Source organism: Ensifer sp. 2TAB8 (assembly GCF_052115125.1).
Taxonomy (GTDB): Bacteria; Pseudomonadota; Alphaproteobacteria; order Rhizobiales; family Rhizobiaceae; genus Ensifer.
Genome location: NZ_JBFRGB010000013.1, coordinates 84,096 through 107,275, shown reverse-complemented (window position 1 = coordinate 107,275; position 23,180 = coordinate 84,096). Strand labels below are relative to the sequence as shown.

At 60.8% G+C, this 23,180-nt stretch carries 19 protein-coding genes; 12 read left to right on the top strand and 7 right to left on the bottom strand.

Translation table 11 applies throughout. From position 1 onward, the window contains the following. Nucleotides 1-201 precede the first annotated feature (201 nt). Nucleotides 202-720: a sigma-70 family RNA polymerase sigma factor gene (locus tag AB4Z53_RS21410; protein ID WP_441597637.1), complete on the top strand. Its 519-nt coding sequence runs from the start codon at nt 202-204 to the stop codon at nt 718-720. 15 nt (nt 721-735) lie between these two features. Here AB4Z53_RS21410 and AB4Z53_RS21405 read toward each other — a convergent pair whose 3' ends face one another. The 6 genes from AB4Z53_RS21405 to AB4Z53_RS21380 form a co-directional block, all read right to left on the bottom strand. Next, complete coding sequence (locus AB4Z53_RS21405; protein ID WP_441597636.1) at nt 736-1,356, bottom strand: HD domain-containing protein; 621 nt, start codon at nt 1,354-1,356, stop codon at nt 736-738. 44 nt (nt 1,357-1,400) lie between these two features. After that, entirely contained in the window at nt 1,401-1,832 is a 432-nt protein-coding gene (locus AB4Z53_RS21400; protein WP_441597635.1) for a CBS domain-containing protein, read from the bottom strand. Between the two features lie 34 nt (nt 1,833-1,866). After that, complete coding sequence (locus AB4Z53_RS21395) at nt 1,867-2,091, bottom strand: DUF2934 domain-containing protein (protein WP_441597634.1); 225 nt, start codon at nt 2,089-2,091, stop codon at nt 1,867-1,869. Nucleotides 2,092-2,478: 387 nt separating this feature from the next. Beyond that, entirely contained in the window at nt 2,479-3,093 is a 615-nt protein-coding gene (locus tag AB4Z53_RS21390) for a response regulator (protein WP_441597633.1), read from the bottom strand. A gap of 27 nt (nt 3,094-3,120) precedes the next feature. Then, on the bottom strand, nt 3,121-3,324 hold the full coding sequence (locus tag AB4Z53_RS21385; protein ID WP_441597632.1) for a hypothetical protein: 204 nt from the start codon (nt 3,322-3,324) through the stop codon (nt 3,121-3,123). Nucleotides 3,325-3,928: 604 nt separating this feature from the next. Further along, nucleotides 3,929-4,312 carry a hypothetical protein gene (locus tag AB4Z53_RS21380; protein ID WP_441597631.1) on the bottom strand — a complete coding sequence of 128 codons (384 nt, stop codon included), beginning with the start codon at nt 4,310-4,312 and terminating at the stop codon, nt 3,929-3,931. 561 nt (nt 4,313-4,873) lie between these two features. Here AB4Z53_RS21380 and AB4Z53_RS21375 point away from each other — a divergent pair. From AB4Z53_RS21375 to AB4Z53_RS21350, 6 genes are all read left to right on the top strand, one after another. After that, entirely contained in the window at nt 4,874-6,964 is a 2,091-nt protein-coding gene (locus AB4Z53_RS21375; RefSeq protein ID WP_441597630.1) for a GumC family protein, read from the top strand. Between the two features lie 167 nt (nt 6,965-7,131). After that, nucleotides 7,132-7,695 (top strand): transcription termination/antitermination NusG family protein, encoded by a 564-nt coding sequence (gene nusG / locus AB4Z53_RS21370; RefSeq protein ID WP_113539608.1) that lies wholly within the window; start codon nt 7,132-7,134, stop codon nt 7,693-7,695. 297 nt (nt 7,696-7,992) lie between these two features. After that, nucleotides 7,993-9,603: a hypothetical protein gene (locus tag AB4Z53_RS21365; protein ID WP_441597629.1), complete on the top strand. Its 1,611-nt coding sequence runs from the start codon at nt 7,993-7,995 to the stop codon at nt 9,601-9,603. A 185-nt stretch (nt 9,604-9,788) separates the two neighbouring features. Further along, a complete protein-coding gene (locus tag AB4Z53_RS21360) occupies nt 9,789-10,982 on the top strand; it encodes a glycosyltransferase family 4 protein (RefSeq protein WP_441597628.1) in 1,194 nt (397 codons plus the stop codon). 127 nt (nt 10,983-11,109) lie between these two features. After that, the gene (locus AB4Z53_RS21355) at nt 11,110-12,519 is read left to right on the top strand and encodes an exopolysaccharide biosynthesis polyprenyl glycosylphosphotransferase (protein WP_441597627.1); all 1,410 of its coding nucleotides are present in this window, start codon (nt 11,110-11,112) and stop codon (nt 12,517-12,519) included. A gap of 48 nt (nt 12,520-12,567) precedes the next feature. Continuing rightward, nucleotides 12,568-13,920 (top strand): polysaccharide biosynthesis/export family protein, encoded by a 1,353-nt coding sequence (locus AB4Z53_RS21350; RefSeq protein WP_441597626.1) that lies wholly within the window; start codon nt 12,568-12,570, stop codon nt 13,918-13,920. On the opposite strand, the gene AB4Z53_RS21345 is transcribed toward AB4Z53_RS21350, so the two are convergent. Continuing rightward, nucleotides 13,860-14,192, bottom strand: coding sequence for a hypothetical protein (locus tag AB4Z53_RS21345; protein ID WP_441597625.1), 333 nt, complete (start codon nt 14,190-14,192; stop codon nt 13,860-13,862). The genes AB4Z53_RS21350 and AB4Z53_RS21345 overlap by 61 nt on opposite strands. Nucleotides 14,193-14,889: 697 nt before the next feature. On the opposite strand from AB4Z53_RS21345, the gene AB4Z53_RS21340 reads away from it, so the two are divergent. The 5 genes from AB4Z53_RS21340 (at nt 14,890) to AB4Z53_RS21320 (ending at nt 23,039) form a co-directional block, all read left to right on the top strand. Continuing rightward, complete coding sequence (locus AB4Z53_RS21340) at nt 14,890-16,593, top strand: type I secretion system permease/ATPase (RefSeq protein WP_441597689.1); 1,704 nt, start codon at nt 14,890-14,892, stop codon at nt 16,591-16,593. A gap of 29 nt (nt 16,594-16,622) precedes the next feature. Continuing rightward, the gene (locus tag AB4Z53_RS21335; RefSeq protein ID WP_441597624.1) at nt 16,623-17,927 is read left to right on the top strand and encodes an HlyD family type I secretion periplasmic adaptor subunit; all 1,305 of its coding nucleotides are present in this window, start codon (nt 16,623-16,625) and stop codon (nt 17,925-17,927) included. 63 nt (nt 17,928-17,990) lie between these two features. Then, entirely contained in the window at nt 17,991-18,869 is an 879-nt protein-coding gene (locus tag AB4Z53_RS21330; protein WP_113539601.1) for a sulfotransferase family protein, read from the top strand. Nucleotides 18,870-18,922: 53 nt separating this feature from the next. Further along, nucleotides 18,923-20,425 (top strand): lipopolysaccharide biosynthesis protein, encoded by a 1,503-nt coding sequence (locus tag AB4Z53_RS21325; RefSeq protein ID WP_441597623.1) that lies wholly within the window; start codon nt 18,923-18,925, stop codon nt 20,423-20,425. A gap of 226 nt (nt 20,426-20,651) precedes the next feature. Further along, complete coding sequence (locus AB4Z53_RS21320) at nt 20,652-23,039, top strand: RTX toxin (protein WP_441597622.1); 2,388 nt, start codon at nt 20,652-20,654, stop codon at nt 23,037-23,039. The last annotated feature ends 141 nt before the right edge of the window (nt 23,040-23,180 follow it).

Genomic DNA, 23,180 nt, shown 5'->3' with positions numbered 1-23,180 from the left:
CCATGAATTCTGGCTCCAGTTCCTCGATCCGGCAGCTTCTCTCAGCTCCTTCTTCGATTTGGCTTCTTCCAACGACATGCCCAAAACGAGGGGCCCGGCGCCAATAGCCGTCGGGGGCTGCCAGTATGAAGGGCGGAACATAAAGGCCAACCGCGCATTGTTAAAAGAGCAACCAGGCTATCCCGAAAGGCAGTTTTCCCCATGCCTTCCACCCTTATGAAGGAAGAGCAAACGCAGCCGCTGGAAACTCAGGTCGTTGATCTCATTCCGGCATTGCGAGCGTTTGCACGCACGTTTGTCACCTCCAACTTCGAGGCGGATGATCTTCTACAGGAAACACTTTTCCGCGCGCTGCGCGGTATCGATGGGTTCGCGCCCGGCACAAATCTGAAGTCGTGGCTCTTCACCATCATGCACAATGCCTTCCGTACCCAGTACAAATTGCGCCGGCGTGAAGCGCCAGGCGTCATCAACTGCGCCGAATTGCCGATACCAATGGCACCGCCGCAGGAGTGGTGTGTGTTGAACTGCGAATTGCGTACGGCGCTGGAAACGCTGGCCCCCGTCCATAGGGAGGTTCTTGTCCTCGTCGCCGGCTATGGCTTGAGCTACAAAGAGGCGGCCGATATCTGCGACTGCACCGTTGGAACCATCAAGAGCAGGCTAAGCCGGGCTCGCGACGAGCTCGCCTACCGCATGAACGGTGTGCCGGTTGAATGAACCGGCACGGTCGGATCACTGCAGGAAAATAAGGTAAACGGCGCCGACAATCGCCAAGCCGAAGAGAACGACGAAAGATCGCTTCGCGACACGATCGGTGTTCTGGCCCCGGACCACGCGGCGAGCCGCATCAACGCGGTCAAGTCGCGCCTCGCTCAGATCGTCCTCGCCGGACCCAACGCCCGCAGCCGCGTCTTCATCGTCCGCGTCACTGACGGCCTCATCAAGCAGGTGTAGCCTGCGCCGGTACTCGGCGCCGCTTTTGCCCAAGCGTTCAAGTTGGGCAAGGTTGTCGCCAAGATCCGCCCGCTTCACCTTAAGGGTAAGCTCACTGGCAGCGGCGCGGATCGTCAATGCGTCCTTCGTTTCACCTGGTCGTCGCGTCAGACACTCGACGGCGGCCACGACCTCGGGCGAAAAGCCGGAATCCAACAGCCTTTCAGCTGTCCATCCCGGCGCTTTTTCGAGGACATCGTGAAGGAAAGCGACGGTCTTGGCCTTGTCACCCTCAACGGCATCGGCAACGCGCTGGCAATGCCGGACGTAGGGTTCACCTGCCTTGTCGCGCTGGCCGGCATGGGCGTGCACGGCGACTTCTCGCGCCCAGGCACGTTCTTCGGGCGGGGACAGCAGCACTGGGGAGCGCCACAGCGAGCGCCTGTCGCGGGTGTTAGGCATCGTCAGGGCCTTTGGTTGTGGGCACCGCCCGGAGCAGTCACGCCCTTGAGGCCAATGCCGGCAAGCGCAGGATCGCGGCGCGCCGCATCCGCCAGCGATACGATGCCGACAAGGCGCTTGTTGCGATCAACGACCGGCAAGCGGCGCACCTGCACATCACCCATGTTGCGGGCGACTTCGGACACGTCTTCGTCGTCAAAGCAGTATTTCACATCGGCAGTCATGATATCGCCGACGCGCGTCTTGCCATCGCGACCGTCTGCGACGCAGCGCACGACAATATCGCGGTCGGTGATCATGCCAACCAGACGATCGCTTTGGCGCACCGGCAGAAAGCCGATGTCGTTTGCGGCCATTTCACGCGCCACCGTCGAAACCATATCGTCAGGGCTAGCAACGTGAACGTCCCTTGTCATGATGTCAGCAATTCGCATGTGAAATCTCCTCTCTTGTCCAGGCTTCTCTTGCTCAGGCGTCATCAGCGCCGCGACCGGCCCTTCCGTGCGGAGCGGTCGACGGCGCAACGAGGGTTCCGGTTTCGTCATTAGCTTGGCCCGTCGGATGGGGATGCTCACGCTCGGCCAATTCACGGCGTGCCTGTTCCCAGTGACGCTGGTCCTGCCCTTCGGGCCGCCCCTCGCTTTCCCATATCGCGTAGGCGCGCCGGCGAATGAGTTCCTCCCTGTCATCCATGAGACATGACCCTCCTCAAGTGTTGCGTTCTGCAAACTCTGAGGCGATGGATTTGTTCCGGTCCCACCTCGGCAGCCCGTTGCACCGGTGACCTGCCGACACCTTGGACGTACCGGGCGCAACGATCCCCAAAACTTCTCGGAACCATGCGGGAAACCGTTGGTTCTTCATGGGAAACGAGGAAAAAGGAATGAGCCCGAGCCCACATAGACCCGGCGAGCAACAGCCGCCCGTTCCACAGCCGAACCGGATACCGCCCCCGATCGAGGAACCAGAACCCGAAGATCTGCCGGATGAAAAGCGGACGCCGAACCCGGACGAAGTCCGAGAACCACCCATTCACACCCAACGCGGCCCGTCATTTGGGTAACCGGGGAATGGTCGCTATCAGTTCGGCCCGAATGGGCTTTCGCTGTAGATGGTCGTCATCAACTCATGCAGCCACGCATCGAGCGGCTGTGCTCGCTCTCTTGTGGCCGCCAGGACGATCGCGCGTTCGAGCGTGCGCTCTACGAGGGAGTCTGCGGCCTTGATGCTCGACATCAGCACCCTGGCCCTGAGGCGCAGGCCGGGAATGAGATCTGTCACGAGTTGATCGGGCAAGCCCCCGCGGAGCGGGGCAAGGGTCGACATGTTCAGGAGATATTGCTCGAAAACCGCACTCACCAGGTCAGACGAACCGGCGCATTTGCTAAGGCGCGCCACCGACCTGAACCGCTCCGGAACGCTCAAATCGTCATAGCCGCTGAAGAAGATCAAGGGGACCGATCGGCGTGCAAGCTCGTCCGCTACGGGAAAAACCAGCTCTCCGTTCAGGTTGATGTCGAGGACAGCGACCTGAATGTCGTCCGCCGTCGACAGGCTTTTCAAGGCTTCTTGCACCGTTGGGGTGGGGCCTATGATGGTCGCTCCGGCTCTTTCGAGCCACAGGGCGATGTCATTTGCGACATAGAACTCATCCTCCGCCACCAGCACCCGCAAATGCTGCAGGTCCGGCATCATGTTCCGTCCTCGATCTTTCTGCCCACCTTAGTTCTCTTGGCGCTGCGCGCGCTCGGTGGCCGATGCTGCGGCTCGCCGGGAATCGAGAGCCCTCTGCAGCCTGTTGGCGAGTATCAACAGCCGATCCGGGATATCATCGACCCGCCCCGTGTCCGCGTTGAAAGAGTGGGGAGCCGGATCGCCCATCAGCAAGTGATCGTTCTCACCGTCTGTCTTCTTGCCCGAAGCCATCGCTTCTACCCTAGTCATCCATCAAATTGCTTTGTCGGGCATGCTCGCCGCCGATAGTAGCGAAACCGATGGCAGGATACCCCCTCCGGGCGAAGAAGCCAAGCTTTCCGGGTCTCTGGCCGCAGTAGCGTCGCTTTGGAACGAAAGGCGACGTCGCCGATTTGGCCCGTATGAAATCCGTTGCACCGATCAGATACGCGCGCATCTTTGGCCGAAAGCGATCGTCGGCCACCGTGGTAGGTGCCGCCACATTCGCCGCCCTGACCACCCTTCCGGCAGCTGGACCGACGTTTTCCCAGCCGGTCAATGGGACACCACCTGCTGATTGCCAAACCGGCCCGGCCGACCCGCAAGGCGAGCAGTCCGACACGTGAGCGCAAAAACTGGAAAAATAAAAACTGGAAAAATGTGGCGGCGTTCTCATTCCGCCCCGGACCGGTGACCACGAACTGGTCGAACCCGCTCCGCCAACCGGGAAAACGCGTATTATGGAACCGCGCGAACTGGCGCCCGATCAGGGCCCCGGTCAAGACACTCAGCAATGATCCGCTGAACATCGGGGCTTCCCTCTCGGCGCGGTCATGTCGATCGGCTGATGGCAGCACTACCGGCCGGCGCTCGAGGTAACACGCTCTACCGACGTCTTGGCACTGAAGACCTGGCGTCGGCCCTCCGTGATCTCCAGTTCACGGATAGCCGACTTCGCCGCATCGAGTTTCGCTTCGACCTGTACAATCCTCTTATACATGGTGAGGGTCGCTGCCGAGACCACGAGAATATCGGCGATCACGATGACGACCGCTCCGGTAACGCCTTCAATGCCAAACAGGAGCAGCGTGACAGCGCCGACAAGCACCGCGATAGCGCTGTATCGCAGATTGCGCCCCCCTCTGAGGAAAAGAACGGCCGGAAGAGCCGCAAGCAGGACCATCACGATCCCGGACGTGTCCRCAATGCGCTGCGAAGCGAATTCGATGAGAGTATCCATAGCGGCCCACGGTTCGCAGAAACAGTTCAAGTTGCACGTCGATCAGCCGGGAACTCGGTATCGAACTCACCGGCATGCTGAGTGAAAGGCATTCATCAAAGTGTCATCGAAAATGGCTAAGTTGCCAAGACGGCGGCACCTTCGGCCGCTGCAGTCTGGGCTGGCTCGACGATTACCATTTTGAGGCGCTGGTCGTCAGCAGTCTCATTCGTGTATTTCGTCGTCGGCCCTACCTCATTAGCGGTACGCGCCATTCGCCTTTTGGCGATGCAATCGGCCAAAGGTATTCGCCGCCTCATCCCTCGCTTCAAATGACTACGCACTAGTGCTGATGGCACGGACATCAGCGAACCTGATATGTTTTGCGCTGGCCGGCAGTTTGATCGGTCAACGGCGGAGCGGGATGACTTGGACGTACGGCGAACCGGCGTGCGAATGCCTGGATTGCTGCGTGTAAGTGCGACAGACCATTAGCTCCTCAAGCGTTCGTTTACTGCAGGCCCCTCCGCTGGTGCAGCACCGGCGGAACTTATCATTGTGGATATTTGAAGGGATTTGAAGATGCAGGGCTCGACCGACCGGGTGATCGCAACACCGGAACCGGCGCTGCTCGACGTGAGGGAAATCATCGATTTTCTCCGCCGGCGTTGGRAGTTCATATCTTGCACCGCCGTCGCGACGCTCGGAATTTTCGTCGCGATCTCGCTCGTCGTCACACCGTCATATACGGCCATTTCCAGGATACTGCTCGACACTCCCAAAGACTATATCCTGTCTCAGGACGCCGGGCCTGAGCTGCGAGACAACTCCACATTCATCGAGAGCGAAATCGCCGTGCTGACGTCCGCCTCGCTGTTGCAGAAGGTGGTCGAAAGCGAAGGGTTGGCGGTAGATCCCGCCCTTGAGGCCGGGGCCCTGACATGGCTCGAGGGCGCGCTCGAAGTCTCGCGCGTCGGCCTGGCGGATGTCATCGAGCTTAACGTGACTTCGCATGATCCTGAACAGGCGGCCCGCCTCGCCAATGCGCTTGCGCAAGTATACGTGCAGGACCGCATCGAGTCTCGCTACGAGGGCGCCAAGAAGGCGTCCACCTGGTTGAGCGAACGCGCCGGAATTCTGCGCGAGGAACTGAGCCGCTCGGAAAACGCCGTTCAGAAGTTTCGCGCAGAGCATAATCTTCTGGCGACCCAGTCCGGAAGCCTGACAGGACAGCAGCTGTCCGAGTTGAACATTGCCCTCATCAACGCCCGTGCTGAACTGGCAACGAAACGCTCGAAGTACGAGCAGGCCGAGAAAGTCCTTGGCTCGGGCGGCGATGCGCAGACCCTTCCCGATGTGCTGCAGTCCGACGTCGTCAACGCGCTGCGTACCCAGGCCGGTGTCATCACGCGCAAGGAAGCGGATCTGCGGTTGCGTTACGGCGAACAGCATCCTGAGGTGATGACCGTCCAGGCCGAGCACCGCGACATAGAACAGCAGATCGCCGCCGAGATTCAACGTCTCGTCGGCAACCTCAGAAACGAGGTCGAAGCCGCTGAAGCTCGCGAAGCTGCGCTGTCTCGGGCGCTGGCGTCGGTATCTGGCCAGTCGGCGGTCGAAGATCAGGTCGGCGTGCAGTTGCGCGATCTGGAACGGATCGCTGCCGCGAACAAGGAACTGTTCCAGACATTCCTTTCCCGCGCCAAGATCGCCGAAGAAAAATCGACATTGCTCAGCAGCGGTGTGCGCGTCATTACCCGCGCCGGCGTCCCGCTTGCGCCGAGCTTCCCGAACAGACCGCTATTTGCGGCCGTGGGTCTGGTGTTCGGTGCGGCCCTGGGCGGAGCGGGAGCGCTTGTCCGCGAACTGTTTGCATCCGGCTTCATGGCCAGGCGACAGGTGGAAGAAGCATTGGCCGTTCCAGTGCTCGCCTCCCTGCCGCGGATGACGGAATGGTCGAGGACGAAGTCGCGCGTGCAGCCGGTGGCATATCTGGAGCACCGACCTTTGTCGCGCTATAGCGAGGCCGTCAGAAGACTGCGCCTGGGTCTGGGCGACATACCCGACACGGATCATACGCAATCGATCACACTTGTTACCTCGGCCATGCCGGGCGAAGGCAAGACGACACTGGCGCTCAGCCTTGCTTACTCTGCTGCCGCGGACGGCGAACGCGCCCTAGTAATCGATGCCGATCTCAGGGTTTCGGCCACCACCGCCTTCTTTGGCATGACGGAGAATGTCGGTCTGGTCGATCTTCTGACGCTCCCGATCGATCCGGCCAAGGCAATCCACCTGGATGAGCGCTCAGGCATTCACGTTCTGCCAGCCGGCGCAAAAACACTGAACCCTCCCGCCCTTCTCGCATCGGCGCGCATGCGGTCGCTCCTTAACGAGTTCCGGGCCACCTATGACACCGTGATTATCGATGCGCCGCCGGTCGGCCCGGTGGCAGACGCCTCCATTCTTGCCGGCCATTCCGACAAGGTCGTCTTCGTCGTGAAGTGGCGTGACACGTCGCGCGAGGCAGTGGCCGAGGGCATTCGATACCTGGGCGACAGAACCAAGATAGCCGGCATTGCGCTGACGATGGTCGATGGACCGAAGCTACCCAAATACGGCCGTTACGCGTCTCTCGACGGCAGCGGATACGACGGTCGTTACCTGAATTGAAATTAAGACCCTCTCGCTCCTTTCGAGGAGAGAGACCAATTCGCCACGAAAAACATGGTTAATACAAAGATAAATTACAACAATAATAGAACAAATACGATGTACACAGATTTATACTGACTAAAATTAGAACAATTTGAAAAAATATTAAAGATTGGGGTGGAGAGATGTTGCGGGACAACTCACGCGATGATTCATTGTCGGGACCAAGAGACGATGTGCGCGATGCTCAGCCGGAGCGTTGGTACGTTGTGCAGACACATCAGCATTGCGAGACCCTGGCTGAAAAGCACCTGTCGTCACAAAACTTGCGAACCTACCTGCCCAAAAGGTGCCGGACCGTACGGCATGCACGCAGCGTAAAGACTGTTTGCGCGGCCTATTTCGATGGCTACCTCTTCGTCTCGCTGGACATTCAACGGCAGAGATGGACACCGATCAACTCGACGGTCGGTGTGCGAAAGCTCGTGATGAGTGATCGCCGGCCTATTCCTGTGCCATACGGGATCGTCGAAGCCTTGATCATGGCGACCGACGAAGCGGGCTTCCTGCATCCCAAGGATATGTTTCAGCCAGGAAAAACAATTAAAGTAGAAAGCGGCCCATTCGCCGATCACCTTGGCGTTCTAGACTACGTCGGGCGTTCTGGCGCAGTTCGAGTCTTGATGGATATTATGAACCGCGCCGTCCCAATTTATATAGACAGAGACAAGTGCTTAGTGTTAAATTAATGCTGTATTAGTTTGTGCTTTTGTTGAGTTTGTTGCTTTAATTCTTGATTTCTTGCGCTGATGATGAGCCAAATCGACTCACCCTCGCTGCGGCAGCTTGCAAAGAATTCTCCAAGCCTTGCGCTACCTCGAGCGATTGGCAACAGCACATCATCGGATATCACGGATGCCGCTCCCGGCACTCGACTTTGACGAGCTCCCTTTGTCATGAGCAATGAGGATGGGCCAGTCACGTCGCTGCCCCTTGGAAGGGCTCGCGGAGCAAAACATCAACCGTGAACTGAACGGGCGGCTCCCATGAAATCGCAACCCATGTCTGCTTGGCAAGAAACCGTCGTGACGAAGGCGTCGTCGACTGCGCAGGCGAGTGGTCTTGAACCGGCAGCGCCGTTGCGGAGCGACGCGACGAGATGCCTCCCGTCGTCGCCAGTTCCACCGCTAGCGACCGCGGCCGAGCTGTTCGCGGCTCTTGACGAGGCCGACATCCGCTACGGCATCGTGCAGGACCCGGGAAGCCTGCCGCAGGCGCTGGCCGGGCGCGACGATATCGACATGCTGCTCGACAAACAGGACTACTCGACCTTTTGCACGATCATGGCGCGGTTTCACGGCCTTCGCAGCGTGAGCCTCTCCTGTTACGACAACGTGTGCGACGGCCGAGAAGACTGGTTCGTTCCCGATTTTTCGCGCAGTGCCTACCTGCACATCGATCTTCATGTCGGCATCCGCGTCGGCTGGGAATTCCGCAAGCGCTACCTCGCGTTCGACTATGCGGCGATCACGCAATGGGATCGTCTTTCGATCGACGGAGTAACCGTCCCGGTCGCGTCTCTTGAGGACGAAATCCGGTTGTCAATTGGTCGTTTTGCGTTTCGCCTTTGGGGGTGGCCCTGGACACGCTGGCTGGTCTTGCCTGGCGACTGGGAGGATCATCTTGCACAGCTACCCTTTCAATCCGGTGAGCGGGTCATCAAATACGATAATGGCCGCAACGGCAGCTTAGACTGCAGAATCCGCCGAAGCGAAAACGGCATAGAAGTGTGTCGCGCGGATCTGGCGCGGCTGCGGCGCTCGATCCGTCATCGGTGCGGGTTCTCGCGCCGTACCGGTCTGGCGGATGCGGCAGTCCACGTAGCCCGCAAGGCTTCCTATCTTTCATTGCGGATCTTGGGGCGGTTGTGGCCAGGTGGGGTTCCGGCAAAAAGACGCGCCGCAACAGGCGGGCTCGTTGTCGCGCTCGTCGCACCAGATGGCCTCGGCAAGAGTACCCAGACCGATCTATTGACGCGGATCTTTGGGTGGAAGCTCGGTTGTGCGCAGCTCTACGTCGGCACCGGAGAGGGTGATGGCTGGAAGCTGCGCAAGGGACTACAGAACCTGCTTGCCCCCCGCAGGCACCAATTCAAGGCGATGATCCAGCGTGATCACAAAGAGCCGCGCGGCGGGACGATGGGCAAGGTGCTCACAGCCGGACTTGCGTTCTGGGCGGTTATGATTGCAATCGAGAGATACGGGGTCGTCAAGCGCGCGCATCGATGGGCGACACGAGGCCTGATCGTCGTGTGTGATCGGTGGCCGCAGACACTTCGCAAGGGGTATCTGGACGGACCAATGATCCCGTCCAATCTGCCCGCCGTTCCCGGCCTGGCAGCCCTCGCCCGCTTTGAAGAGAAGCTCTACCACAAGATGGACGAATGCAAGCCTGACCTCACCCTTCACCTCGTATCGGATTTCTCCGTCTCGCAAAGCAGAAAACCGGGAGAGATCAGCAAGGAAGGCTTTGAGGCTCGCATGTCGCTGATGGCCGAACTTCGTGCACTCGACAAGGATATCAGGGCCATCGACGCGAGCGCCAATACCGAGACCATCAACAGGGTTCTTTTCAAGGAAGTCTGGCTGTCTCTCTAAGAGGCGACGCTTCCTGCTCTCGCACCCGCAGACCAGAGCGCACCACGTTGCTCAGCGGCCTCCCGCCTCGTGCCTTAGACCGCCTTCGGCTTAAGGGACGCGCACCGACACGCCCCCTTCTCCCGGCCCCGGCTTCGGCCTGAGGGGACGGCCAGCAGTCATCAGACTCGCGGAGACACACACAAATGAAGATCGTTCATGTGTTGACTCGCCTGCATCGCGCAGGTTCGGAGGAGAATACGTTGGCCTGCTGCAACGCGCAGGTGAAGCACGGCCATGAGGTCCTGTTGGTTCACGGCAACGAATACGACGCAGACCTGCAATCCTCCGTGTCAAAGACGATGCGGGTCGTCGGGCTCGACATGCTTGTCCATCCGATATCCCCTTACAACGATTTCGGGGCGTTGAGGCAACTCAGCCGACTTTTTGCCGAATGGCACCCCGACATCGTTCATACCCATCAGAGCAAGGCTGGGATCATCGGCCGGCTAGCTGCCAAGCAGGCGAATGTTCAGGGCATCATCCATGGCGTGCACATCCTGCCTTTCGTGCATGTCGGCAACGCCCAGAAGCTGACATTCCTTGCGGCCGAACGTCTGACCGCCCGGTTCACGCGCGCCTTCATCGACGTCAGCCAATCGATGCGCGATATCTGCGTTTCCCACCATATCGGCAGCCCCGCGCAGCACTATGTCGTCCATTCGGGTTTCGACCTGACGCGCTTCTCCGAGGCCAATTGGCCGAATGAGGCGCCGCGGCTTCTCGGCATTGCCCCCGGCGCGCCCAAGCCGCCGGTCGTGTTGATGCTGGCGGCACTTGAGCCCAGGAAGCGCCATATCGAACTCATCGAGGCATTTCCCGAAGTGATCGAGCGTGTTCCTGACGCGCAGTTGATCCTCGCTGGCGAAGGGCCGGCACGCAGCGATATCGAAGCGACCATCGCCCGCTCGCCGGTTGCCGGAAGCATTCACCTGATCGGATATCATTCCGAGCCGGAACGGTTGATCAGCCTTGCGGATGTCTGCGTATTGACGTCGATGCGAGAGGGGCTGCCGCGCGTGGTCATGCAATACCTGGCGGGCGGCAGGCCTTGTGTCGTTTCGGAACTGCCCGGACTGGAAGAAGTCGTCAGGCATGGGGTCAACGGCATCGTGACACCCGCCGACGACGTAAACGCCGCGGCGACCGCCATAGCCGATCTTCTCGAAAACCAGGCGCTTCGCGCTCGACTTGCCGAAGGTGCTAAACGCACCGACCTCACTTCCTGGGGGCTCGATGCAATGTGCGACAGCGTCGAGACGGTCTATCAATCCGTTCTGGCGGCACTACCCCAGCACGGCCTTGCAGGCGCCCGGGCCTATCAGTCGCAATTGCAGTAGCGATGATGACGCCCGCAGTCCCGCACGCTCCGATCAGGGCCCTGTCCTCCCTGCCAAGGCAGATGCCCGCTGTTTTCTTTCAAAGGCAATAGGTTCGTCCCGTTTCGCTTCCCCTGGGAGATATATCGTGGCTCAAATACCGGTCGACTCCTCACGTCCCTGGCACAAGGCGATTCCGTTCCCGATGGAACAGATCAAGAGCCGATACGTGCTGCGCTGCCTGTTCTGTTCGATGGCGATGCTCGGTGACCTATGCATGATCCTTGTTGCAGCCGTCGCAACAAACCTGATCAGCCTGGACCTGACTGGCCACGCGCACGGTCCGAAGCTCGCCTATGTCGTCCTGCCCACTTACCTGGTCACGGCCTGGAGCCTGGGGGCTTACCATCTGCCCACGCTTCGTTCGAGTTCGGCGTCCGTCAGAAGCTGCCTTGCCTCCTTGGCGACGGCTGCGACCTTCTCGCTCCTCGCCGCACTCGCCTTCAATGTCATCGGCAATTTCTCTTCGCGACAAACGGCGTTCTTCCTCGGGTTGACCGCGGCTGGCCTTACCGTTCTGCATTGGGGCGTAGCGGCTGGATTGCGTCGCCGCGAGGACCAGACGGAGATGAAGGTCATTCTGCTGGGCGATGACAGCGTTCGTTCAAATCGCCAACGCAAGGTCGCGACGACCATCAACGTGAGGGCATGCGACTGGCGCCCGATGGAGATGGATCCGAATTTCCTCAATGACCTGTCGCTGGCCGTCGCGGACGCCGACCGGATCGTCCTGTCGTTCAAGGCCGCCAAGGAACAGCAGAAATGGGCAAAGCTGCTTGGGGAACTCGGCTTCGAGACCGAATTGCTCGAGCCGAGCCTTGCTGGGCTGAAACCGTTGGCGCTCCGTTATCTCGACTCCACGCCGACGCTCGTTGTCTCCACGGGTCCACTTACCTTGCACAAGCGCGCGCTCAAACGCGGCTTCGACCTGATGCTCGTGCTGATAGCTGCGCCGGTGATCTTGCCTCTGGTCGCCGTTCTCATGGCGCTCGTCCGCGCGGATTCCCCCGGCCCTGCATTCTTTGTGCAGAAACGGATCGGCACCAACAACAGGTACTTCAACTGTATCAAGTTCCGAACCATGCGTGTCGACCTGACGGACGCCGCCGGTAACCATCTCACCGAGCGGAACGACCCCCGTATAACCCGGCTCGGGCATTTTCTGCGCCATACCAGCCTTGATGAACTTCCCCAGCTTTGGAACGTGTTCATGGGGCAAATGAGCCTCGTCGGTCCACGGCCACACGCACTCGGTGCGTCGGCGGAGGGGGCGCTCTATTGGGAAGTGGTGCCGGACTACTGGCATCGTCACTCGATGAAGCCGGGCCTGACGGGCCTTGCCCAGATACGCGGCTATCGGGGTCCGACCGAAAAGAGATGCGACATCGAAGGCCGCGTCGCTGCCGACCTTGAATATATCCATACCTGGTCACTCTGGCTGGATGTGAAGATCCTCTTCAGGACCCTGCGCGTCCTGGTGCACAGCAACGCATTCTGAAGTGTCGTGAGTATCGTCACGTCCCAAGCGCTGACGAAGGAGAAGGCGATGAAACCATATATCGATCCAAGCTATGCCTCACCTCAGTTCGGACGCCGGTATAGAGGCTTCGGGGGCGTTCACGGCCCTGTCCGCAAGATTGAGTGCGGTCGCCTCCTGCTGCGAATTCTCGCGATGGTGGTTACCCTGCTCGGCGCCAATCTCGCCCGTGCCGAAGGGTATGCGCTCGACACCGGCGATGTCGTGCGCGTGCTGGTCTTCGGCGAGGCGGCCTACCCTCTGGAGGTGGTGGTCGACGATCGCGGTTCGATAGCGCTTCCGCTTCTTGGCGACGTTCGCGCCCGGGGCCTGACGACCGCCGCCCTCTCCCAGAACATCCGCAACGCCTACCAGCAACGGAAATTGATCCTCGATCCCTATGTCAAGGTTGAGATCGGGCAGTACCGTCCGTTCTTCATTTCCGGCGCCGTCGCCCATCCTGGCTCCTACCCGTTCCAGCCGGGCATAACCATCCGGCACGCCTTGGCGCTCGCCGGCGGCTTCCGTCCGACGACCACCGGTGAAACCGTGCCGGCGCTGCAGATCGCGGACCTGCGTAGCGAACGGGCAAACCTGATGATCGAAGAGTACCGCCTGAAGGTACGCCTTGCCCGGCTCAATGCAGAGAGCAAACTGGTCGACAGCTTTGTTGTCCCGACCGATCCTCCGGTCGAGCTTGGGCAGGGCCTGATTGACGAGATCATCGCAACCGAAAAGGCGCAGCTGACGGCTCGGCTGACCGCGTTCCGGGACGACATATCGTACCTTGAAGCCTCGCTTGCGCGCTTGAAGAAGGAAGCTGAGACGCTGGCCGGCGCCAAGGACGAACGGCAGCAAACGGTAAAAAGCCAGCTCGAAGAGTTGGAGGGCGTCCGGGTCCTGCGCCAGAAAGGTCTGATCACCAATACGAACGTCATGGCGCTAGAACGCGCCCAGAACAACTATCGGCTCGATCTCGCCCAGTTCGAAATGCAGCAGACACGACTACAGCAGGATCTGCTCAACATGGAGAGCGAACTGCGCAAGAAGCACCAGGATCACGCATCCCAGCTGATTTCGGATACGCAGGAAACACAGGTCCAGCTGGCGAAGCTTGCAAGCCAGCTAAGATACCTGTCGGACAAACTGCTTTTCGTCTTTGAATATGGCGAGCATCGGACGATCGAAGAACTGCAGGGTTCCGTAAAAATCCTGATCTTCCGGCGTGGACAGAAGACCGGCCAGGAAGTCGCCGCGGACGAAGACACCGACGTCAACGCAGGCGACGTCATCGAAGTTTCGGTCGTGGCCAGCAAGGGTTTCTATTCGTCGGGGGAATCCCGCCCGGACCCGGCGGCGGACATGGAAAAGAAAGCCTTTTGACGCGGTGAGATGCCGTCGACCGTGTCGCGGGAAGACCCGCGCTTGCGTCGCGACCGCAGCACGAGCAAGCCGGTCACGGAGCCCAACTGAACCGTCATGATGGCAAGCAGGGTCAGAAAGACCACGGCGAAAACACCGTCGATGCCCCGCTGCAGGACCAGATAAATGGGTGTGATCAACAATACGACGATGGATGACAGGAAGATCCAGGCGACTCGCCCGAAGCATCCCCCGAGAAAACCAATCGTCAGAAGGGTCGCGAACTCAAACACCTGATACCCCTCATGCTGAGCTCTTCGTCAGACGCTACAGTTGGAGTCACGTGTAAATATCGCAGCAACCATCGGCGAAAACAATGACAGTCGTGCAACAGTCTTACAAGTTTCGGATGGCCGGGCGTTTCTCTCCGGCTATTTTGCCGGACAGGACGCACTAGGTATGGTTTTCAGCGGCCACGGTATTACCGGCATTCTGACCTTCCTTTCCGGCGCGGTTTTCGTGCTGGTGGGAGGTCATATGCGCGCCGCACCGCGCCGCAAGGCCGCGCCGAAGAAACAGCGGCTGCTCCTGCGTGGGCCGAGGCCCCGATCCCGCCGTCCCCGCCGCGCGGTCACCCCATGGCAGGTCATCGGCGCCCTCCTCTTCGTGCTCGCACTTGGCCGATTTGCGTTCGAGTTTCTGCCTGCCAACAGCGCATGGAAGACAGGAAGGTTCGAGTTCACCGTCGCCCCATGGCCGACCTGGGTCGAGAGCATCAGCACGAGCGCCACAACCGTCCGGGATGAGCTGACGAAGCTGACAGGCGCTGATTTGGATGGCCAGCCACTTTGGCTGGCAATCGCGGTCCTGGGCTTTCTGCTGGTCATCGTTCCGCGGCTGCGCGGACGCACAGCCACTGCCGCCAACACGTCGGCAACCGCCCTTTCGGCCAGTCCAAGGCTCTCGCCGGGCACTGAGCTTTCGAGCGCCTTGCGTTCCTGCCGCGGCGCACTGACAGGTGTTGCGATCTTCAGCGGCGTCAGCAACATCCTCATGCTGAACGGCGCGATCTTCATGCTGCAGGTGTACGACCGCGTTCTGCCGAGCAGGAGCGTACCGACGCTCATCGGGTTGTCGATCCTCGCAGCCGTCCTTTTCCTTGGGCAGGCGGTGATCGATCTTCTGCGCGGCCGCATCATGACCCGGATCGGCGCTGAGCTGGACGAAGCCGTCTCGGGTCGGGTCTTCTCCGCGATCGCGCGTCTACCTCTCCTCGTCGGACAGCAGGGAGAGGGATTGCAGCCACAGCGCGATCTCGACAGCATCCGCACCTTCCTCGCGAGCCCCGGCCCCAACGCGCTTTTCGAACTCCCGTGGCTCCCCTTCTACATCGCGATCATCTGGGGCTTCCATCCGATCCTCGGGCTGACCGCGATTGGCGGCGCGATCGTATTGGTGGCGCTGACGATCACGACCGAGATGCTGACGCGCAGGCCGGCGAGCCAGGCAACCTCTTCGGGYRTCCGGCGCAACAACCTGGCAGAAGCCAGCCGCCGCAATGCGGAGGTCCTGGCGGCCATGGGCATGCGTCGACGGCTTCATGAGCAATGGCAGGAAACGAGCCGCGAACACATCGCCCAGCAGCAGCGGGTCAGCGATGTCGTTGGCGGTCTCGGCAGCCTTTCCAGGGCGTTGCGGCTGATGCTGCAATCGGCAATGCTTGGCATCGGGGCCTGGCTGGTGATCCATGGCGAGGCTACGGCCGGTGTCATCATCGCTGGTTCGATCCTCGCGGGACGAGCACTCGCACCGGTGGATCTCGCGATCGCCCATTGGCGCAATTTCATCTCCGCCCGCCAGAGCTGGCGCCGACTGAACCAGTTGCTTTCACGGTTGCCTGACGAAACGGGCCCGATGGCGCTGCCAGCACCGCGTTCCAGCCTCACCGTGGATCGGGTCGCCGTCAGCGCGCCGGGAACGCAACGGTTGATCGTCCAGGGCATAGAGTTCGAACTGAATGCCGGTGTCGGGCTTGGCGTGATCGGCGCCAGCGGCTCGGGCAAGTCAACCTTCGTGCGTGCGCTGGTCGGCGCCTGGCGGCCGACGATTGGCCGCATCAAACTCGACGGGGCGGCACTCGATCAATGGCCGCAGGACCATCTCGGACGCCACATCGGCTATCTGCCGCAAGACGTGGAGCTTTTCGCAGGAACGGTTCAGACCAACATCGCGCGCTTTGAGCCGGCAGCAKACGCCGGGGCCGTTGTCGCCGCCGCCCGCGCGGCGGGTGTTCACGACCTGATCGTCAGTCTGCCCAATGGTTACGAGACCCAGATTGGCGAGGGCGGCACCGCGCTTTCGGCAGGGCAACGTCAGCGGATAGCGTTGGCGCGCGCCCTCTATCGCGATCCATTTCTGATCGTGCTCGACGAGCCGAACTCCAACCTCGACGCCGATGGCGAAAGTGCCCTTAGCGAAGCCATAAAGCGGATCAAGGCGCGCGGCGGCATTGTCGTCATCGTCACACATCGCCCGAACATCCTTGCCTCCGTCGATCTCGTGCTGGAAATGAAGGAAGGACAGATGCAGACGTTGGGTCCGCGCGAACGGGTGCTTTCGAAACTCTCCCCGTTGCAACCGGCCAACAGCGATGTGCTGAAACGCGTCGCCGCCCTGCCCAAACTGCCGAATTGAAAACAGTCAAGACAATCGTCGATAGTCCGATGAACGCAACACACCCCCACCGACGCTCCATTCGCCGCAACCTTTTAGGCGGAGTGACGGTCATCGCCCTGCTTTTCGGCGTGGTCGGCGGCGTTGCCGCGACCATGGAGATCTCCGGCGCGATCATCGCTCACGGCGTCGTGGTCGTCGCGTCCAATGGCAAGAAGGTTCAGCACCCGACCGGAGGCATTGTCAGCAGGATCTTGGTGCGCGACGGTGCGCATGTCGAAGCCGGCGATCTTCTCGTACAGCTCAGCGATGTCGTGCCGCGCGCCAACCTGGCCTTCGTGACCAAAAGCCTAGACGAACTCTATGCGCGAAAGTCGCGCCTTGAGGCTGAGCGTGACGGCGACGACCGGTTCACGATCGCCCCGACACTGGCGACGCGGATGAATGAGGCGGAGGTTGCCGCACTGGTCACGAGCGAGCGGCGCCTATTCGAAATACGCCGCCTCGAGCGATCCGGCAACAAGGCGCGGTTACGCGAACGCATCGAGCAACTCCAGAAGCAGATCGAGGGCTATCTGGCCCAGGGAAAGGCCAAGAGCAAGGAAATCGAACTGATCGGCGAAGAACTCGAGGGCATTCGCGATCTTGTCGAACGAAAGCTCACGCCGTTGTCCAAGCTGACGGCCTATGAACGCGACGCGACACGGATCGAGGGTGAGCGAGCGCAGCTGATCGCCAGTACCGCACAGGCGCGAGGCGCGATCGCAGAAGTGCAGCTCCAGATCCTGCAGTTGGACAAGGAGTTTTCAAGCTCGACCGGCAGCGAACTGCGCGACGTCGACGCCAAGATCGCCGAATTCGAGGAACGCCAGGTGACGGCTGCGGATCAATTGTTGCGTATCGATATCCGGGCGCCCGCAAGCGGGTCCATCCACCAATCGACGGTTCACACCATCGGCGGCGTCATAGGTGCCGGCGAGCCGATCATGATGATCATTCCGGATCACGATGCCCTGGCGATCGAGGCAAAGGTCGCGCCGCAGGACATAGACCAGGTCATGGTCGGCCAAAGCGCCATGCTGCGGTTCACCGCCTTCAACCAGCGCATCACACCGGAGTTCCAAGGGGTCGTGTCGATGGTCGCGGCCGACGTGACGCACGATCAACGCACGAATGAGAGCTACTACGTCGCGCGGATCACCCCGAAGCTCGATGGGACGGAACACACGGGTTCCCTGGCGCTCCTTCCCGGCATGCCCGCCGAGGCGTTCATCACGATCGGAGACCGAACGATGATGTCCTATCTGATGAAACCCCTGTCAGACCAGATGATGCGCGCCTTCCGTGACCAATAGGCACAAGGCGGGTGGCATCTTCGTTGCCGCCAAATCCGGTTTCTCCAGTGAAGGAGGATTGCTGTGATCGCGACCAAGCTCAGACCGCCGATATTCCTGATTGGCAACTATCGCTCAGGAACGACGATCACCCAGAAATTGATCGGCCTGCATCCCGACGTGGTGACCTGGTACGAACCGCGGACGCTGTGGCTTTACGCGGACCCCGGTAGGCAGCACGACGTGTTCACCGAGCGTGATGCGACGGAAAAGGTCATCCGCTACATTCGCGGCCGCTTCCTGGAGTTCCAGGTGAAGAACGGCGGTCGCCAAATCATGGAGAACACCCCGTCGAATGTCCTTCGCACGTCCTATGTGCACGAGATTTTCCCGGAGGCGACTTTCCTTTTCATCTCGAGAAATCCGTTCTCCTACATCAGTTCCATGGAACTGAAATGGCAGAGAACGAAGACGCTGAAGGGAATGAAGAGAACGCTTTCGACCACTCCGCTGACACAGCTTCACTACTATGCCGGCACGCTCATCCGCCAAATGTTCGTCAAGAAGATACTGCGGAGGAAGTACGCCCCGGTCTACGGCCCGAAGTACGAGGGGATCGATCAGGATCTGAAGGAACACGACAAGCTGACAGTGATTGCGCGCCAATGGGCGCAGTGCAACCGCCGGGCCCGGGAGGATCTTTCCAAGCTCGGAGAAGGCCGGGTGCTCACTTGTCGCTACGAGGACCTGATGCAGGACACCGAGACGACCTTGCGCCGCATTTACGCACACTGCGGGCTCGGCTGCAGTGACGATATCCTTCGTGCCGCCAAGGAGATGGTCGACCCCACCCGCCAGGAGAAATGGCTTCGCTTCGGTCGCGAAGAACTGCGGGCGATCCTCCCGGAGGTCGAGGAGGAAATGCGCGTATACGGCTACGAAATCCCGCCTCCCCTTCAATGAGGGAGCGCCGCAAGAGCAGTGTGTGAAGCTCGTTCGCCCGAGGAGTGCAAGGCGTGAGTAACATCCGACAGGGTCTGGCAAAGCGTAGTGTTGTGGGCATGTTCTGGACGGGTTTGTCCATGGGGGCGCTCGCGGTGGCGGAAGCCGTCGCGCTCCTCGTACTCGCCCGGCTGCTTTCTCCCAATGAATTCGGGCTTTATGCCGCAGCGCTCGTCATCATCAAGCTGGCGACCATTTTCGAGAACCTCGGTGTCGCACCGGCAATCGTGCAGCGGCCCGAGCTCGACGACCGTCACCTGCGGGTCGGCTTCACCTTGTCGCTGATCCTCAGCCTGCTGATCGCCGTACTGGTCTGGCTGGGGGCGCCGGCAATCGCACATGCCATGCGACTTGCCGATCTCGCCCCGATCGTGCGCGCCACCAGCGTGGTCTTCATTTGCCAGGGCGTCGCACTCGTGGCACAGGCCGTTGCCCAGCGAGCGCTGCGGTTCGAATGGCTGGCCGCCGTCGACGCGGTAAGCTTTGCGATCGGCTTCGTGGTCGCGGGGCCGATCTTTGCCTTGGCAGGCTTTGGGATTTGGGCGCTCGTCGGGGCACTGATGACGCAAAATCTGCTTCGCACGATTGTGTTGCTCGCCGGCCAGCCGCATCCGAAACGCCCTTTGCTGGAGCGGCGCGCAATCGGCGAACTGCTCTATTTCGGCGGCGGATTCACCATTGCCAGAGTGTGCAATTATCTCGCAACCCAAGTCGACAAGCTCATCGTCGGCCGTTGGCTTGGAGCGTCGGCGCTGGGTATCTATTCACTCTCCTCGCAGCTGATGACCACACCGGCAGTCATCATTGGCCAGATTCTCGACCGTGTCCTGTTTCCAACGATGGCGCTCGTGCAACAGGAGCCCGCCCGCCTTGCCCGCGCTTATCGCAGCGCAGTTGCGGCCTGCGCTCTGGTGGTATTGCCGGCAAGCCTCGTCGTCGCGATCGCAGCGCCTGAGCTCGTCCAGGTCCTGCTCGGCAAAGGGTGGGACGCCGTCGTCGCTCCCCTCCAGATCCTGGCCGTCGGCATGTTGTTCCGCACAAGCTACAAGCTCAGTGACTCCATTTCGCGGGCGACCGGTGTCGTTTACGCAAGGGCATGGCGGCAGGCGATCTTCGTGGCGGCAGTGGCGATCGGCGCTTTTCTCGGACGTTTCTGGGGTGTGACGGGAGTGGCAACCGGCGTTGTCCTGGCCGTCATGACCAACTTTATACTGATGGCGCATCTGAGCCTGCGCGTCACCGGCATCACGTGGTCGGAGTTCATCGCCGCGCATGTACCAGCTTTCGCACTTGCAGGCGTGGTTGGCGCGAGTGCCTGGATTGCCGCCGATCAATTGCGCCAGATCCACGTGACGCCGCTCGTCCTCCTTTTCAATGTCGCGATTGCCGCCGGTGTGGCGGCGTTGTTGTCATGCTGGCTGCTGCCGTCGCTGTTTCTTGGACGGGACGGGCAGTCGATGCTTCGCCTGGTCGCCGGGCTGGCGCCCGCTTGGCTGCGGCGCAGTCGCCCGGGATAGGGGGTAGCCTCCCGACCATTCGTCGGTCTCGTCCGACCGACGATGCATGTGTGTTTCAAGTTCCGTCCCGCGATCCGATCGAGCGACGCCGTCCTTCCCAGCGGCGCCCCTCCTTCAGACGCGGGTTTCGGCTTTAACCAAGGGTGCTCGTCCTTTGACGGGCACCGAACCATCGCGGACCTGCAAAGGCTGGCTGAAGAGGCGGCCTCGGTAAAGGAGATACGACATGACCAGCTTGGCTCGGTTTCCTAGCGTCAAACAGCTCTTGGCAGATGTCGATTTCGACTACGGCCTTATGGGCGACGGATTGGCCGATGACGGATCACTGGCACTGACCGGCATCCCCGCAGCAAACGCGGCACTGGCCCCATTCATCCAGAACGTTCTGCGCGCGACCGTCTCGTTCGAAGGCAACGGCAACTGGGGCCTCTGGCCCTTAGGCCTCGATCCGCAACGCAACGCAGGGCAGCAAGACGGTGGTACCGGCGGGGCAACGGCGCCAACCGAAACGGGATTGGCGCGCCAGAACACAACCGGCGCATCGCCTGCCTTTGCGGCCAGCAGCGACGCAGAAGCGGCCACGACGATGAGCGTGCAGAGCCTTGCCGTTTCGACGACGATCGAAAGCCGCGTGTCTGGCGCCGCCGACGACGCCGAGGAAAAGGCCTCAGGGTCGATCTCGGGCAACATCAACGATCTCGAACTCGGCTTTGACGGCAGCACGCGTCAAACAGTCGGGCTCCGCTTCGCCGGCATAGACATCCCCAAAGGCGCCATTATCACCAATGCCTATATCCAGTTCACCACCGACGAAGTGAGCACCGGAGCAATATCGCTGCTGATCCGTGGTCAGGACTCCGACGACGCGGCGGCTTTCACCACCACGAAGTTCGATGTCTCATCACGACCGATCACGGATGCGTCGGTCGGCTGGACACCAGCGGACTGGACGATACGGGGCGAGGCCGGAGCCGGCCAACGTACACCTGACCTCAAGGCGATCATTCAGGAAATTATCGATCGCGACGGCTGGGCGGCACTGAATGACATAGCATTCGTGATCACCGGGACGACCGGCACGCGCACTGCCAAATCGTTCGACGGCAACGCTGCGGCGGCACCGCTGCTGCATCTCGAATACTACGTGCCGGCAGCAGGCTCGCCTGTGGCCTTCAACAACCCGATAGATGCCAATCCCGCGGCCAACCAGATTGCGGAACTGGCGGTCGTCGGAGCGGCCATCGGCATTACGGCTTCGGCCAGCGATCCCGACGCTGGCGACACAGTGAGCTACAGCATAAACGATACCCGTTTTGCGATCGACGCGGCGACCGGGGTCATCACCCGGTCGGGTTCGGGGACGCTCGACTTCGAGACCCAGACCCAGATCACCCTCACCGTGACCGCAACCTCGTCCGACCACAGCACGGCCACCCAGACCTTTACCGTCAACGTTCTCAACAGCCCGGAGCCGGTCGCCTTCGGGACTCCGGCTGATGCCGACACGACCACGAACCAGATCGCCCAGGGTGCCGCTGCGGGCACCAAGGTCGGCATCACGGCGTCAGCGGCGGACCCGGACGCCGGTTCGACGGTGACCTATAGCCTCAACGATACGCGTTTCGCCATTGACACGGGCGGGGTCATTACCCGCTCAGGCACCGGTACACTCAATGCCCAGTCCCAGCCTTCGATCACTCTCACGGTGACCGCGACGTCATCGGACGGGAGCACCGCATTGCATGACTACACCGTCAACGTCACCTCAGGCGTCCCCAGCCCACCGACGTCGGCAACACTTGTCCACACCGTACTGACCTCGCAGTGGTCGCCGGCGAGCCCGGACCCGTCGGGCATCACCTACATTTCCCATCTCGGCACCTTGATGATTTCCGACGGCGAAGTCGATGAAATGTCGATATTCCAGGGAAAGAACCTCTTCGAAATGAGCCTGAACGGCACCTTGGTCAGGTCTATGACCACCACCAGTTTCTCGGACGAACCGAGTGGTGTCGCCTACAATCCAACCAATCGGCACCTCTATTTCTCCGACGATACCGGCACGAAAAGCGTCTACGAACTCAACCCGGGTTCGGACGGTCTGTACAACACGGCCGATGACATCGTGACTTCGTTCAAGACGTCCGCCTTCGGGAGTTCCGACCCTGAGGGATTGGCCTACGACACGAAACGCGGTGTGCTCTATCTCGCCGACGGTGCGGCGAAGATCTACACGATCAACCCAGGCGCCAACGGCAAATTCGATGGAGTGGCATCCACGGGCGGCGACGACGTGGTGACGAGTTTTGCGATCGGCACGCTCTCCAACGGCGATCCTTGCGTCGAGTATGATCCCGTTCACGACCTGCTCTATGTCGTCAAGTCGCGCACGCAGGTCGTGATGATGTCAACGACCGGGCAGCAACTTGGTACACTCGATATCTCGGCGGCCAATGCTCGCAAAGTGGCCGGCCTGGCGCTCGCACCAAGCAGCGACGATGCCAACCAGATGAGCCTCTACATCGTCGATAGAGGCATCGACAACGACTCCAACCCGAACGAGAACGACGGCAAGCTTTACGAGTTCCGGCTGGACCACTGGCTGCTCGCCTGATCAAGACCGACGTGCATAATCAGCCGTTCGGCTGAAAACCTGGAGTGACCACATCACGCAACCCTGGTTGCGCGATGAGCGTAGGGGCGACCGCGTCCACCGGCTGGCCCCGATTATCCGCAAGCCGCGGAAAGGAGGTTG